This is a genomic window from Roseibium hamelinense (assembly GCF_007830545.1).
GTDB classification, from domain to species: Bacteria; Pseudomonadota; Alphaproteobacteria; order Rhizobiales; family Stappiaceae; genus Roseibium; species Roseibium hamelinense.
This window is the reverse complement of sequence record NZ_VLLF01000013.1, coordinates 30,774-43,459: the sequence shown is the minus strand read 5'-3', so window position 1 is coordinate 43,459 and position 12,686 is coordinate 30,774. Positions and strand designations below refer to the sequence as shown.

The window sequence follows — 12,686 nt, the reverse complement described above, 5'->3', positions numbered from 1 at the left end:
TCTACTCCTCACATCCGGAACAGGCCAAAGCGCGTGTCTTCAATCGGGGCATTCAGGGCAGCTGACAGGGAGAGCCCCAGAATGTCACGGGATTTGCGTGGGTCGATGATACCGTCGTCCCAAAGCCGGGCGCTGGCATAAAGCGGGTGCCCCTGCTCCTCAAACTGGTCGACGATCGGTTGCCTGAAGGCGGCTTCCTCGTCCGCAGACCAAGTGCCGCCCTTGCGTTCGATCCCATCGCGGCGAACCGTTGCCAAAACGCCCGCGGCCTGCTCACCACCCATTACGGAAATGCGGGAGTTTGGCCAGGTCCACAGGAACCGCGGCGAATAGGCCCGGCCGCACATGCCGTAGTTGCCGGCGCCAAAGGATCCGCCGACCAGCATGGTGATCTTGGGAACCGATGTCGTAGCAACTGCTGTGACAAGTTTGGCACCGTCTTTCGCAATGCCGCCACTCTCATATTTCCGGCCCACCATGAAGCCGGTTATGTTCTGCAAAAACACCAGAGGCACTTTGCGCTGGGAACAAAGCGCGACAAAATGCGCGCCTTTGATAGCGCTTTCTGAAAAAAGAACGCCATTGTTCGCGATGATTCCGACCGGCATCCCGTGGATATGTGCAAAACCACAAACCAGCGTGGTGCCGTAGCGTGCCTTAAATTCTTCAAAGCGGGACCCGTCGACGATCCGGGCAATCACCTCGCGAATGTCGTAGGGCGTTTTCAGATCGGCAGGTATCACTCCCAGGATTTCATCCGGATCATACAGCGGCTCTTCTGGTGTCTGCACAGCCAATTGGCTGTGTTTCGTTCTGTTGAGACTGGCGATGGTACGGCGCGCGAGCGCAAGTGCATGCGCATCATCGCTTGCAAGATGATCAGCAACGCCGGAAAGGCGCGTGTGCACATCGCCGCCGCCGAGGTCTTCCGCCGTTACTTCTTCACCGGTGGCGGCTTTGACAAGTGGCGGTCCAGCCAGAAAGATTGTTCCTTGGTTTTTGACGATGATAGTTTCGTCAGACATGGCCGGAACATAGGCGCCGCCCGCTGTGCAGGAGCCCATCACCACTGCGATCTGGGCAATGCCTTTGGCCGACATGTTCGCCTGATTGAAAAAGATCCGGCCGAAGTGATCACGGTCCGGAAAAACTTCATCCTGGTTTGGCAGGTTCGCGCCGCCGCTGTCGACAAGATAGATGCAGGGCAGATTATTCTGTTCGGCGATTTCCTGCGCGCGCAGATGTTTTTTTACCGACAGTGGATAGTAGGTTCCACCTTTCACTGTTGCGTCATTGGCCAAGATCATGACGTCTTGGCCTTCTACCCGGCCAATTCCGGCAATCATTCCTGCAGACGGCGCAGCGCTCTCATACATGTCGTGCGCGGCAAGCATCCCAACTTCGAGGAAAGGCGAACCTGGATCGAGCAGCCGGGAAACACGCTCACGAGGGAGAATCTTGCCGCGGGACACATGCCGATCCCGTGCTGCCTTGCCGCCGCCGTCAAGGGCTAATTGCGCTGCAGCACGGATCTCCGACATGGCGGCTTCGTGGGCGGCTTTGTTGGCGGCAAATTGCTCACTGCGCGGCGACAGGCTCGACTTAAGGATGCTCATGTCATCCGTTCTCCCGGGGTTCGTAAGGCAGGCCTGGTGCGACGGACTTGCGCACCATCGTGGAATAAAGGTCTTCAATTTGCTGGCGGCTCAGTGCGCCATTATCCCGATACCAGGACGGGATGGCGGTCAGCATGGCGATGATCGCCCGCGTCGTGACCTTCGCGTCTTCGACGGCATAAACTCCGGCTTTGGAACCGGCCTCCAAAATACCGGTGAGTATGGCTTCATACTTCCGCCGTTCGGTTTCCACCTGTTTGAAGTTCTGCGGCTCAAGGTTTCGAAGCTCCATGTAGGAGATAAAAACTTCGTCTGCCCGGTCGAGGTGATAGCGGATATGGAAGCGGACAAAGGTATCCAGCGGGTCGCTTGCGGATGGATTGCCAAGTTGGTGATGCCAAGCTTCCATCAGCGCTGCCATATGCGACAGCATCAGATGCTTCAGCAGGTCTTGCTTCGTCGAAAAATGATTGTAGAGCGCGCCGGGCCGGACACCTACTTCATTTGCGATTTCACGCATGGACACGGCTGCGTAGCCGTTCTGGGCAAACAGCCGTAGCGCTGCGCCGCGCACACGTGCTGCCGTTTCAGAGCCTTTTGTCCGATGTGTTCTGTTGTCCGGTGAAATATCCAAGTCGGTCCTCCGCTTGCAAAAATAAATGAACGATCATTCATTTTCAACCGGAATGTTCATGTCATGTCAGCCAGAGCGGCATCCAATTGCTCATGGTTGGAAAATTGTCAAAAAAGCTACATGGTAACCAGCTTCACAGTAGCGATACGTTTCGTGGATTTTTGAAGGACATGAAGATGAGCGACGATCAAACTGCCAAAACATGGGTCGAGGCAGAGTGGGCTGATAGCCTTGACGAAGAATTGGAAATGGAGATCGACGACAATCTGATCGCCAAAGATCTGGCGTTCATTTCCGACAAGAAACACAAGTCACCTCTCGACCGGAATTTCTATTTTCACGAATTGCTGAGATTGCAGGCAGAGCTTGTGAAGCTTCAGGACTGGGTTCAGCATACCGGCGAAAAGGTAGTCGTCATCTTTGAAGGCCGCGATGCTGCCGGCAAGGGCGGTGTGATCAAACGGATCACCCAGCGGCTAAACCCCCGCGTTTGCCGGGTGGTCGCCCTGCCGGCGCCAACTGAGCGTGAAAAGACCCAATGGTATTTTCAGCGCTACGTGCCTCATCTGCCGGCAGCTGGTGAGATCGTTCTGTTCGACCGATCCTGGTACAACCGCTCCGGTGTCGAGCGCGTGATGGGGTTTGCCAGCGAAGATCAGGTGGATCAGTTTTTCAACGACGTGCCTGAATTTGAACGTATGCTCGTGCGCTCTGGCATCAGACTGATTAAGTATTGGTTTTCGATCACCGATGAGGAGCAGCAATTGCGCTTCCTCATGAGGATCCACGACCCTTTGAAGCAGTGGAAGCTGTCTCCCATGGATCTTGAGTCCCGGGTGCGTTGGGAAGACTATACCAAGGCAAAGGAAGCGACATTCGAGCGTACAAATATCCCCGAAGCACCATGGTTTATTGTTGAAGGCAATGACAAAAAACAGGCCCGCCTGAACTGTATCAGTCACTTCCTGTCCATGCTTCCATATCATGAAATTGCACACGAGCCGATTACCTTGCCGGATCGTGTGTTCAATCCCGATTACGAACGCAAAGTGCTGCCAGAGCATCTCTACGTGCCTAAAAAATATTAGGCTTTTGGCTCTGAACACGTCTTGCAAGCCAGGTTGACCCTTGTCATGAGTTGACCTGCACGGATGAGCCGTGCAGGTTTTTTTTAAGGGAGACTTTGATGAGCCAGGCCAATTCTGTCCGCTGGGGCATTCTTTCGACAGCAAAGATTGGTCGGACGAAAGTGGTTCCTGGTATACAGAGGTCCCGCACGGGGGTGCCATTGGCTATTGCGTCTCGAAACCGGGAATCGGCCCAAAAAGCGGCAAACGAGCTTGGAATTGAGCGGGCTTACGAGTCCTACGAAGACTTGTTGGCCGACACCGATATTGATGCGATTTATAATCCGTTGCCCAATCACATGCATATACCCATGACACTGGCGGCAGTGCGTGCCGGAAAACATGTTCTTTGTGAAAAGCCGATTGCGTTGAATGCGGAGGAGGCGGCCCAACTTCTGGACCTGCCGAAGGGACAGCATGTTTCGGAAGGGTTTATGGTGCGCGCGCATCCGCAGTGGATCCGGGCTCGGGAAATTGTGCGGTCGGGTGCGCTGGGCGAACTTAAAGTGATCCAGGGTTTTTTCAGTTATTTCAATGCAGACCCTGGCAATATCCGCAACAAAGCAGACATCGGCGGAGGTGCACTAATGGATATCGGATGTTATCCATTGGTTGCCGGTCGATATTTTTTTGAGTGTGAACCGGTGGGTGTCCTTACGCTGGCGGACCGCGATCCGGAATTCGGCACGGATCGGCTCACGAGTGCATTGATCGACTTTGGCGCAGGGCGGAGGCTTGAATTCACAGTTTCAACTCAGCTTGTGCCTTACCAGCGGCTCCATCTTTTTGGCACGACGCAACGTCTTGAAATCCCGGTTCCCTTCAACGCGCCGCAGACAGAGCCGGTATCTCTGAAATTGGATGAGGGCACTGCGCTGGGCGACGCGTCGGCACAGCCAGAGGGCATCGGCATCTTCGATCAGTATGCCGAAATGATTGACGTCTTCGGTCGCGCTGTGCTCAAGCAAGACACTCTGCCATATGGACCGGAAGATGCGGTTCAGAACATGAAAATCCTCGACGCGCTGTTCGAGTCTGAGCGCGTGGGCGGCTGGGTTGAGATCGGGCAAACTGTACGGTGAAACGCGCAGCGGAAGACCCGAATAAAAAAGCCCCGCATATGCGGGGCTTTTTCGTTCAGTGGTCAACTCACTGTGCTACTTGAGTGGCGCAAGCACCATAACCATCTGGCGCCCTTCGAGTTTCGGAGAAGACTCAACCTTAGCGATTTCTTCGGTTTCCTCACGAACCTTATTGAGGAGTTTCATTCCAAGGTCCTGGTGTGCCATTTCGCGACCGCGGAACCTTAGGGTCACCTTGACCTTGTCGCCGTCATTGAAGAAACGCTGCATATTCCGCATCTTCACCTCATAATCATGGGTGTCGATATTCGGCCGCATCTTGATCTCTTTGATCTCAACGGTTTTCTGTTTTTTGCGGGTTTCCGCAGCTTTCTTTTGCGCTTGATACTTGTAGCGTCCGTAGTCCAGGATCTTACAAACCGGCGGCTGGGCATTCGGTTGAATCTCAACGAGATCCAAGCCAGCTTCCATCGCAATATCGAGAGCTTCTTCGGTCGGGATGACTCCGCGATTGGAACCTTCGTGGTCGATCAACTGGACTTCGCGGACGCGAATTTCTTGGTTGGTGCGCGGACCTTCCTTGGTTGGAGGCGGGGCGCGGAACGGACGGCGAATGGTCGCGATCTCCTATATTGTTTCTGTTCTCTGTTATGTGGATGCTCGGCCTACGCGTTTTAAGCCCCGAACGCGCACGACGGAGCTGTTTTTGATCGCTTTCCGAACAATCAACTTGGAAAATCCCGTGAATTGGCCGAAAAGTCAATAGGTTTCCAGCCGACAAGCTGGCGTGAAACCAGCCCGAACGCATTGCAACGCAGCAATTGATATAGCGTCGACATCCAGCAAAGGTTCCCTTATGGAGCGCCCTCCCGATACGGCCAAACAGCCCGAAATTAGTGGTACCAGGTTTGTTCTCCAGATCATTTTGGATTGTTTCGCTTTTATTTTCGCTGTCTTTGCGGCCGCGCTATTTCTGTCATGGGGATATTTGGTGCCAGCAAACTCGCAAGGTGAGCCCATGCAGATTGCGGCGGCCATTGGCTCTGCGATCGTATCGTCTGCAATACTCGGGGCTGCCGTTTTTGTTCCGGCTCTGATCGCGATCGCGGCTGCCGAGATTTTCAGATGGCGTAGCCTGTTCTATTTCGTGGGCGCTGGCGGCGCTTTGGGCTTTGTTGTTTGGAACGTTGGGGCGGCGGATCACGCGACAAACCTGCGACCGGGAACCACAGTGGCACTTGCTTCCGGCTTTATCGGCGGTTTCGTTTACTGGATAGTTGCCGGGAGAACGTCAGGTTCATGGGCTGCCGCCAAACGAGGCAACTAGCTTAGCGGCTAATCAAGGTCATCCCCAGCAAGCGCTTCTTTTGCTGCGGTGATGTGTTCATCGCGCACATGTGAGCGAACCATAGCGATAACCCCCATTAAGATCGTGGCGTCATCACCAAACCCAATGCCGACAATGAAATCTGGAACAACGTCCACAGGCAATACAAAATACGCGAGTGCAGCGAGGAGGCTGGCGCGCACCTTCGAGGGTGTGGCCGGATCAAGAGCACAATAATAGCCCGCCACAACGTCCTCCATAAACGGAATTTGGCGTGCGGCTTTGCGCGCTGTCTTGAGCAGCCGCTCGCGTACAGTCTGCTTCTGGGTTTCCTCTGGCCCAAGTATTTCCGGGTCAAATCCGAGATCTTCAAATGTATTTTTCACGCAGTCGATCTCCGTAGTCGGATACTGATGATGTAGTGATCGACCCGCATAAATTCAACTGAGCTCAATTCGGCTTGATCGTGACCGATGTCACTTTCTATCGGCTGATGTTTATGTCAGTTTCAATTCGAATGCATAGCAACAATGAGCAGTATCAGGATGTAAGATGTACAAGATCCCGAAAGTAATGGCCCTTTCTTCCGCGTTGCTATTGCCGGTTACATTCAGCGCCTGGGCTGGTGAAACACCGTCACCGGACGGAGCAAAAGCTTACATCATCAATGTTGAAGACGGAGCGCGCGTCACGAGTCCTCTATTCCTTCAATTCGGATTGTCGGGTATGGGGATTGCACCTGCTGGCGTAGATGACAAAGCTGACACTGGCCATCACCACCTCTTTATCAATGACACATTGTCTGAAGATGAGGTGAATGATGTAATTCCAGCCGATGATGCTCACATCCACTATGGAGGCGGTCAAACGGAAGCGTCTATAGAGTTGGCCCCAGGGGAATATACTCTTCAACTTGTATTAGGCGATTGGTCTCATATTCCACACAACCCGCCAGTGATTTCTAATCCGATCACGATTACGGTCGAGTAGTCAGAAACCCGGTGCAGGAACAGCCGCCTCTTCCTGCACCGATTGCTCCGATCAGGTACCAGCCCGTGTCTCGAGGATCCGGCGTGCGATGACCTGTGCTTGGATCTCGGCCGCACCTTCGAAAATATTGAGGATGCGCGCGTCGCAAAGAACGCGAGAAATTGCATATTCAAGTGCAAACCCGTTTCCGCCGTGAATTTGCAAAGCGTTATCAGCTGCGGCCCATGCAACTCGTGCACCCAACAGTTTTGCCATTCCAGCCTCAAGGTCACATCGGCGGCCGGAATCTTTTTCCCAGGCCGAAAAATATGTCAGCTGACGTGCAATCATGACTTCGGTCGCCATCAAAGCGAGCTTGTCCGAGACTCTGGGGAACTCAATGAGCGCCTTGCCGAACTGAATGCGATCCTCGGCATAACGCAGACCAAGATCAACGGCAGACTGGGCAACACCAATAGCCCGCGCTGCAGTTTGGATGCGGGCGCCTTCAAAGGTCTGCATCAGTTGTTTGAAGCCTTCGCCTTCTACGCCGCCCAAAAGGTTGTCTTCGGCGACCTCGAAGTCATCAAAGGCAATCTCGTATTCCTTCATTCCGCGATAACCGAGCACCTCGATTTCACCGCCGCTCATTCCCGTTGCCGGAAATGGGTCTTCGTCGCTTCCGCGTGGTTTCTCGGCCAGGAACATCGACAAACCCTTGTAGCCAGGCTCATCTGGGTTTGTCCGAGCGAGCAGAGTCATGACGTCTGCACGAACCGGGTGGGTAATCCAGGTTTTATTGCCTGAAATCTTCCATATGCCGTCTTTCTTGATTGCCCGCGTTTTGAGAGATGCCAAGTCTGAACCGGTATTTGGTTCGGTGAACACGGCGGTTGGAAGGATTTCAGCAGAGGCGATTTTCGGCAGCCATTTTTGCTTTTGTTCTTCCGTGCCTCCGCACAGGATTAGCTCGGCTGCAATTTCCGACCGCGTACCGAGTGACCCTACGCCAATATAGGCGCGTGACAGTTCTTCCGATACGACACACATGGCTTCCTTGCCGAGCCCAAGCCCGCCGTATTCCTCGGGTATCGTTAGCCCGAAAACGCCGAGTTCAGCCATTTGGGACACCACATCCAGCGGGATGTACTCATTTTTCAAATGCCATTCGTGCGCATGAGGCGCAACGTTGTCTTCAGCGAACCGGCGCATTTCATTGCGGATCTGTTCCATGGTGTCGTCAAGCCCTGGATTGCCAAATGTTGATTGGCCGGCTTGATGGCGGACAAGGTTGGTTATCTTACTGCGAACGGAAGTCGTGTTTCCGGATGAGATCAAGCTCTCAATGTCCTGGGTCCGGAACCCTGCGATGGTCGGCTCATCGAGGTAAAGGTCTGTAAGCCGTATGAACTCGGTCTGGTTCATCGGTATTCCGCCAAAGACTTGTGACAGATACTCCGAAAACCCGAGGGAAACCATGCACTCTTCAAGTTCGCCGAACGCGCCTTGATCTGACAGGCGCTTGCCGTAGGCATCGAGCTGGCGTAGTGCCTCGACATAGGTTGCCAGCCATGCCAATCCATGCGTGGCGCGCTGTTCGCGCTCCATTGCTGAAGAGGAAATGCGGTCACCATCGACGACCTGCGCACGGACTTTCGCTGCGGCCGTGTCCAGCAGTGCATCCACTGTCGCAACAGCGCTCTGAGTCAGGTCAAGCAATGGGCGTTCTGGGGTTTCAATCGGCACAGCGGCTGTTGGCATGTGTGGCTCTCCGTGTTCATTTCTTTCGCATATTAGCGACAATTTTTTTTACTATGTTGCGTTGCAGCAGCGGGTTTGTCGAGCGGTTATTTGTAGGCCTTTGGGAGAATAGGTCGCAGCAATTGCACCGCGTATCGGCGCACTTGACCTTTGTGCCTTGTCGGGATCACATCGCTACATGACTCACCAAGGATTAATTGTCGCAACATATCAAGTCCTTAAGGATGCGCTCGGCCATTTCGGCAGAGATGACGGCTTTGCAATGGCCAGCCATGTGGCTTTGTCCGCTTTGCTGGCGGTCTTTCCGCTCCTCATCTTTATCGCTGCGCTCGCCGGATTTTTCGGGCTGGATGGCGCGGCCGACAGCGTTTCGAAGATCGTGTTCGAGGCGTGGCCACAGCGCGTCGCCGAGCCGCTTTCCGGCGAGATTAACAGAGTGCTTACGCAGCGAAGGCCTGATCTGATCACCTTCGGTGTCGTGGCTGCGATCTGGTTTGCATCCAACGGCGTCGAAGCCCTGCGCACCGCGTTGAACCGGGCATACCGCCAACGCGAAACACGCTCACTCATTTACCTGCGTCTTCAATCGCTCGGGTTGGTCGTTCTTGGGGCGATTATTTTGATCGCCTACACGTTTCTGGTGGTTTTGGCGCCATTGGGATTGGCCGCACTCAAAGTCTATCTTCCCGGCCTTGAAGAGTTTTTGCTGTCGATCGATATCATTCGCTTCGGCGTCGCGGGTTCGCTACTTTTGCTTGGCCTTGTTGCCACTCACTGGCTGCTGCCCGCCGGGCATCGCAGGATAGTAGATCTCTTGCCCGGGGTTGCGGCAACGATGGTGCTCTGGATGATCGCCGGCGCCAGCTTCGGTGCCTATCTGGCGAGCTTTGCGAATTATGTAACGACCTATGGCGGGCTCGCGGGGATCATGAGCGCCATCGTGTTTTTGTACATTTGTTCGGCTGCTTTTATCCTTGGCGGTGAATTGAATGCGGCTCTCTACAGGGTCCGGGCGATGCGCAAACAGGCAAAGCGGGCTGCGTAACGCAGTCAGGCGCGTCGGCGGATGAGGAGGACCGAGAGAACAACCAGCAGCATTCCGACTATCTGAATGACGCTCAGTATCTCACCGAACAGAAAATAACTTTCGATCGCGGTTGCCACGGGCACGAGGTAAAATAGGGAGGCGACCTGGGACACTGCACCTTTGCGGATAAGCACCATCAGCAAAAGGATTGCGCCGATAGACAGGACAAACACCAGCCAGGCCAAAGCAAATATGAACTGACCGGACCAATCGATGCTCCAGCTCTCAAATCCGGACAAGGGCAGTGAAACGAGCAGAGCTCCGACATACTGCCAAAAAGTTGCCGCGAGTAGGTCGGTGCCGGGGACAAAGCGCTTTTGGTAGACCGTGCCAAGACTGATGGCGCACACCGCAGTCAATGCTGCGGCCAAGGTCCACGGATTGATGCCCGACCCCAAAACGCCGATCTTCGGTCCGAGAACTGCAACAAGACCGACAGTTCCTAAAGCCATGCCGGCCCAGTGCTTTGGTCTGATGTCTTCCTTAAGAAGGGCAGCGGCTGTCAGAGCACTTAGAACAGGCTGTAGCCCTACAACAATGGCACTTGCGCCCGCAGGCATGCCTTGGTCAATGGCCCAGAAAATGCCGCCGAGATACACCCCGTGGACAAGGATGCCTGTCATGATGCAGTGGAGGATCTGCGTTTTGGATGTAGGCCAGGTTGCTCCGTAGGCTAGCGTGATCACGCCGAGCAAGGGCAGAACCAATGCAAATCGAATCGACAGGAAAACCATTGGATCCGCATACGGGGCGCCCAACTTGGATCCGATAAATCCAGTTGACCAGAGCAAAACGAATAGTACGGGGGCCAGTTTTGTAACGGAAATTCGCAAGGGAAGCTTTCTTAGAACGATCTAATTATCGTCAACTCGATCAATGTTATTACCGCCATGGTGTCTAAATCCCAAGTTGTCTAAAAATTGAGGGTTTCTTTAACCACTCGGGCGCACACTCCTGAGAATTTGGTGGACAGCATCGGTTGGTTAGACCCATGGGAATCAAACTTCAATCGCTGCGTCGGATTGGCGGCGCATTATCAGTCAAAGTTCGCATCCTTTCGCTCACTATCATAACGGCGGTTGGATTGCTCACAATTGGCGGCGTTTTCTGGTGGAGCCAGACCGCGATTGAAACTGCATTCTCTCAACTTGACCAAAGTGCTGGCCTTTCACGCGAAGTCAGTGACTTGTCTCAGAGCGCGGGAGAGATGCGCTATATTGAAAAGGGTTATCTAGCCATTCCAAGCGAAAATGCGCATAAGCAGTTCAATAAGGCACTGAGCACTTCGAAGGTTGTTATTGATCAGATCGCCGACCAGCCGGTTGCTCAGGCGCTGAGTGCTCAAATCGCCGACGTCCGGGATACTTTAGAGGGTACGAGCGGTGCATTCGAAATGCTGAACAGTGTTCAGCAGGAAATTGGCTACGACTCAGAATCAGGACTGAGGGGGATCTTGGGCGAGACCGCTGGCGCAGTTAAAGCCAGACTCAAAAAGGAAATGAATTTCGGAGGCGGTCCGGATTTTGAAAAGCTGGCCCGGGCGATCTTGGAAGTTCAATTATCCGAAAAAGAATACACCCTGGATCAGACCGATATTTCGCTAGGTAATTTTGAAGTCGCGTTCGGACGGTTCGAACGGCTTTTGGAAAAAGCGTATATTCCGAATGAAATCAAGGAAGAGATCTCCACAAATATGGCCACCTACAGGGAGGCCTTCGACAGCTATACAGCTTTGATGGCCGACCGAATGAAGCATGTGGAGCTTTTGGAAAATCTCTTTGATCTTGTTCCTCCACACATTGCCGCACTAAACGACGCGGCGCGGGCTGCCGAGCAGGCTGCTTCTGCTGACTTGGCCACGGCCCGCGATCTGTCCTCGATTGTTATAGGTGCGGTGGTGCTCGGATTGCTCATCGGGTTGACGGGCCTCGCCATCCTTATCGGTCAATCCATTGCAGGCCCTCTTGGCCGATTGCAGATGGCGATGGAGGCTCTTGCTAGCGGTCAAACCGATGTCGATCTGCCGGTGGCAAATGGCAAGGATGAAATCTCGCGCATGGTCCGGACCGTGAATGTCTTTAGGGACAACGCGATCGAGCGGGCCGAACTTGCCTCTGCCCAGGAGCACGAAAACGAAGAACGCGATCGACGTGTCGCGCGCCTTGAGGAGATCATTTCAGGGTTTGAGGCGACAGTGTCTTCAGCTCTGGGAAGTTTGGATCATTCAACGGACGAACTGGTTCAGACGTCTAAAGCTATGGAAACGGCGTCCGATGATGTGAGCGCTCAAGCGGACCAGGCAGGCAATGCGGTGCGCGTTGCCACGGAAAACGTGTCCACAGCCGCAAATGCCACGGAGGTACTTGCGGCCTCCATCACCGAAATATCGGGACAGGCGAGCAAATCGACGGAAGTCGCTCAAAAGGCCGTCGCCAGCGCCAGCGGTACATTTGAAACCATGCAGGAGCTTTCCAATGCGGCTGATCGGATCGGCGAAGTGATGGGGCTGATCCGTGACATTGCCAACCAGACCAATTTGCTGGCTTTGAACGCGACGATCGAGGCTGCACGGGCCGGTGAAGCCGGAAAAGGCTTCGCTGTCGTTGCTGCTGAGGTCAAGCAGCTCGCTGAACAGACATCAAAGGCGACCGAAGACATTGCAGCGCAGGTTGAGGCCATCCAGGGGTCATCGGAGAACGCTGTTCAGGCCATCGAACAGGTCAGCAGCATCATCTCGGAAATGGAAAGCCTGGCTTCTGCTGTGGCTGAAGCCGTGGAACAGCAAGACTCGGCTGTCAGCTCAATCTCCGAAAATGTCAGTCATGCATCGGAACGATCGGAAGAGGGAGCAGAACGGATGTCTGCCGTCGGATCGGCCGCCGAACATGCCCGCTCGACCGGGGTTGAGGTTGAGCGTCTTGCGAAATCCTTGGCAGAGCAGGGTGTGTTGCTGCGCGACGAGATTTCGAACTTCCTTGAAGGTGTGCGCGCAGCCTAAAACGCAAATATATCAATCCTTTTCGAAACGCCGCAGTATGGGCACAGCTGCGGCGTTTTGCTTGGCTGGTCGGCGCCGCAAAGAC

12 protein-coding genes are annotated in these 12,686 nt (G+C 54.2%); 6 read left to right on the top strand and 6 right to left on the bottom strand.

What is annotated here, in order from left to right; translation table 11 throughout:
• Positions 1 to 8 precede the first annotated feature (8 nt).
• The gene (locus JM93_RS20740) at positions 9 to 1,616 is read right to left on the bottom strand and encodes a carboxyl transferase domain-containing protein (RefSeq protein WP_145347455.1); all 1,608 of its coding nucleotides are present in this window, start codon (positions 1,614 to 1,616) and stop codon (positions 9 to 11) included.
• 1 nt (position 1,617) lies between these two features.
• On the bottom strand, positions 1,618 to 2,250 hold the full coding sequence (locus JM93_RS20735; protein ID WP_244300971.1) for a TetR/AcrR family transcriptional regulator: 633 nt from the start codon (positions 2,248 to 2,250) through the stop codon (positions 1,618 to 1,620).
• A gap of 176 nt (positions 2,251 to 2,426) precedes the next feature.
• Between JM93_RS20735 and ppk2 the strand changes: the two genes are divergently transcribed.
• Positions 2,427 to 3,338, top strand: coding sequence for a polyphosphate kinase 2 (ppk2, locus tag JM93_RS20730; protein ID WP_145347453.1), 912 nt, complete (start codon positions 2,427 to 2,429; stop codon positions 3,336 to 3,338).
• Between the two features lie 98 nt (positions 3,339 to 3,436).
• Positions 3,437 to 4,459, top strand: a complete 1,023-nt coding sequence (locus JM93_RS20725; RefSeq protein ID WP_145347451.1) for a Gfo/Idh/MocA family protein — start codon at positions 3,437 to 3,439, stop codon at positions 4,457 to 4,459.
• A 75-nt stretch (positions 4,460 to 4,534) separates the two neighbouring features.
• Here the strand turns inward: JM93_RS20725 and infC are convergent, their stop codons facing one another.
• Complete coding sequence (gene infC, locus JM93_RS20720) at positions 4,535 to 5,074, bottom strand: translation initiation factor IF-3 (protein ID WP_145347449.1); 540 nt, start codon at positions 5,072 to 5,074, stop codon at positions 4,535 to 4,537.
• Positions 5,075 to 5,477: 403 nt separating this feature from the next.
• On the opposite strand from infC, the gene JM93_RS20715 reads away from it, so the two are divergent.
• A complete protein-coding gene (locus tag JM93_RS20715) occupies positions 5,478 to 5,786 on the top strand; it encodes a hypothetical protein (RefSeq protein WP_145347447.1) in 309 nt (102 codons plus the stop codon).
• An 8-nt stretch (positions 5,787 to 5,794) separates the two neighbouring features.
• On the opposite strand, the gene JM93_RS20710 is transcribed toward JM93_RS20715, so the two are convergent.
• The gene (locus JM93_RS20710; RefSeq protein WP_145347445.1) at positions 5,795 to 6,172 is read right to left on the bottom strand and encodes a YkvA family protein; all 378 of its coding nucleotides are present in this window, start codon (positions 6,170 to 6,172) and stop codon (positions 5,795 to 5,797) included.
• A 166-nt stretch (positions 6,173 to 6,338) separates the two neighbouring features.
• On the opposite strand from JM93_RS20710, the gene JM93_RS20705 reads away from it, so the two are divergent.
• On the top strand, positions 6,339 to 6,776 hold the full coding sequence (locus JM93_RS20705; RefSeq protein WP_145347443.1) for a DUF4399 domain-containing protein: 438 nt from the start codon (positions 6,339 to 6,341) through the stop codon (positions 6,774 to 6,776).
• A 51-nt stretch (positions 6,777 to 6,827) separates the two neighbouring features.
• Here JM93_RS20705 and JM93_RS20700 read toward each other — a convergent pair whose 3' ends face one another.
• Positions 6,828 to 8,516: an acyl-CoA dehydrogenase family protein gene (locus JM93_RS20700; protein ID WP_145347441.1), complete on the bottom strand. Its 1,689-nt coding sequence runs from the start codon at positions 8,514 to 8,516 to the stop codon at positions 6,828 to 6,830.
• 178 nt (positions 8,517 to 8,694) lie between these two features.
• Here JM93_RS20700 and JM93_RS20695 point away from each other — a divergent pair, with 178 nt between their 5' ends.
• Positions 8,695 to 9,561, top strand: a complete 867-nt coding sequence (locus JM93_RS20695) for a YihY/virulence factor BrkB family protein (protein ID WP_145347439.1) — start codon at positions 8,695 to 8,697, stop codon at positions 9,559 to 9,561.
• A 5-nt stretch (positions 9,562 to 9,566) separates the two neighbouring features.
• Here the strand turns inward: JM93_RS20695 and JM93_RS20690 are convergent, their stop codons facing one another.
• Complete coding sequence (locus tag JM93_RS20690; RefSeq protein WP_145347529.1) at positions 9,567 to 10,394, bottom strand: DMT family transporter; 828 nt, start codon at positions 10,392 to 10,394, stop codon at positions 9,567 to 9,569.
• Between the two features lie 200 nt (positions 10,395 to 10,594).
• Here JM93_RS20690 and JM93_RS20685 point away from each other — a divergent pair, with 200 nt between their 5' ends.
• Positions 10,595 to 12,601, top strand: a complete 2,007-nt coding sequence (locus JM93_RS20685; RefSeq protein ID WP_145347437.1) for a methyl-accepting chemotaxis protein — start codon at positions 10,595 to 10,597, stop codon at positions 12,599 to 12,601.
• Positions 12,602 to 12,686: the final 85 nt, after the last annotated feature.

Bases quoted from the DNA above. Each gene is read 5' to 3' on its own strand.
- JM93_RS20740 (WP_145347455.1), bottom strand. From the start codon at position 1,616: ATGAGCATCCTTAAGTCGAGCCTGTCGCCGCGCAGTGAGCAATTTGCC.
- ppk2 (WP_145347453.1), top strand. From the start codon at position 2,427: ATGAGCGACGATCAAACTGCCAAAACATGGGTCGAGGCAGAGTGGGCT.
- JM93_RS20725 (WP_145347451.1), top strand. From the start codon at position 3,437: ATGAGCCAGGCCAATTCTGTCCGCTGGGGCATTCTTTCGACAGCAAAG.
- JM93_RS20715 (WP_145347447.1), top strand. From the start codon at position 5,478: ATGCAGATTGCGGCGGCCATTGGCTCTGCGATCGTATCGTCTGCAATA.
- JM93_RS20705 (WP_145347443.1), top strand. From the start codon at position 6,339: ATGTACAAGATCCCGAAAGTAATGGCCCTTTCTTCCGCGTTGCTATTG.
- JM93_RS20700 (WP_145347441.1), bottom strand. From the start codon at position 8,516: ATGCCAACAGCCGCTGTGCCGATTGAAACCCCAGAACGCCCATTGCTT.
- JM93_RS20695 (WP_145347439.1), top strand. From the start codon at position 8,695: ATGACTCACCAAGGATTAATTGTCGCAACATATCAAGTCCTTAAGGAT.
- JM93_RS20685 (WP_145347437.1), top strand. From the start codon at position 10,595: ATGGGAATCAAACTTCAATCGCTGCGTCGGATTGGCGGCGCATTATCA.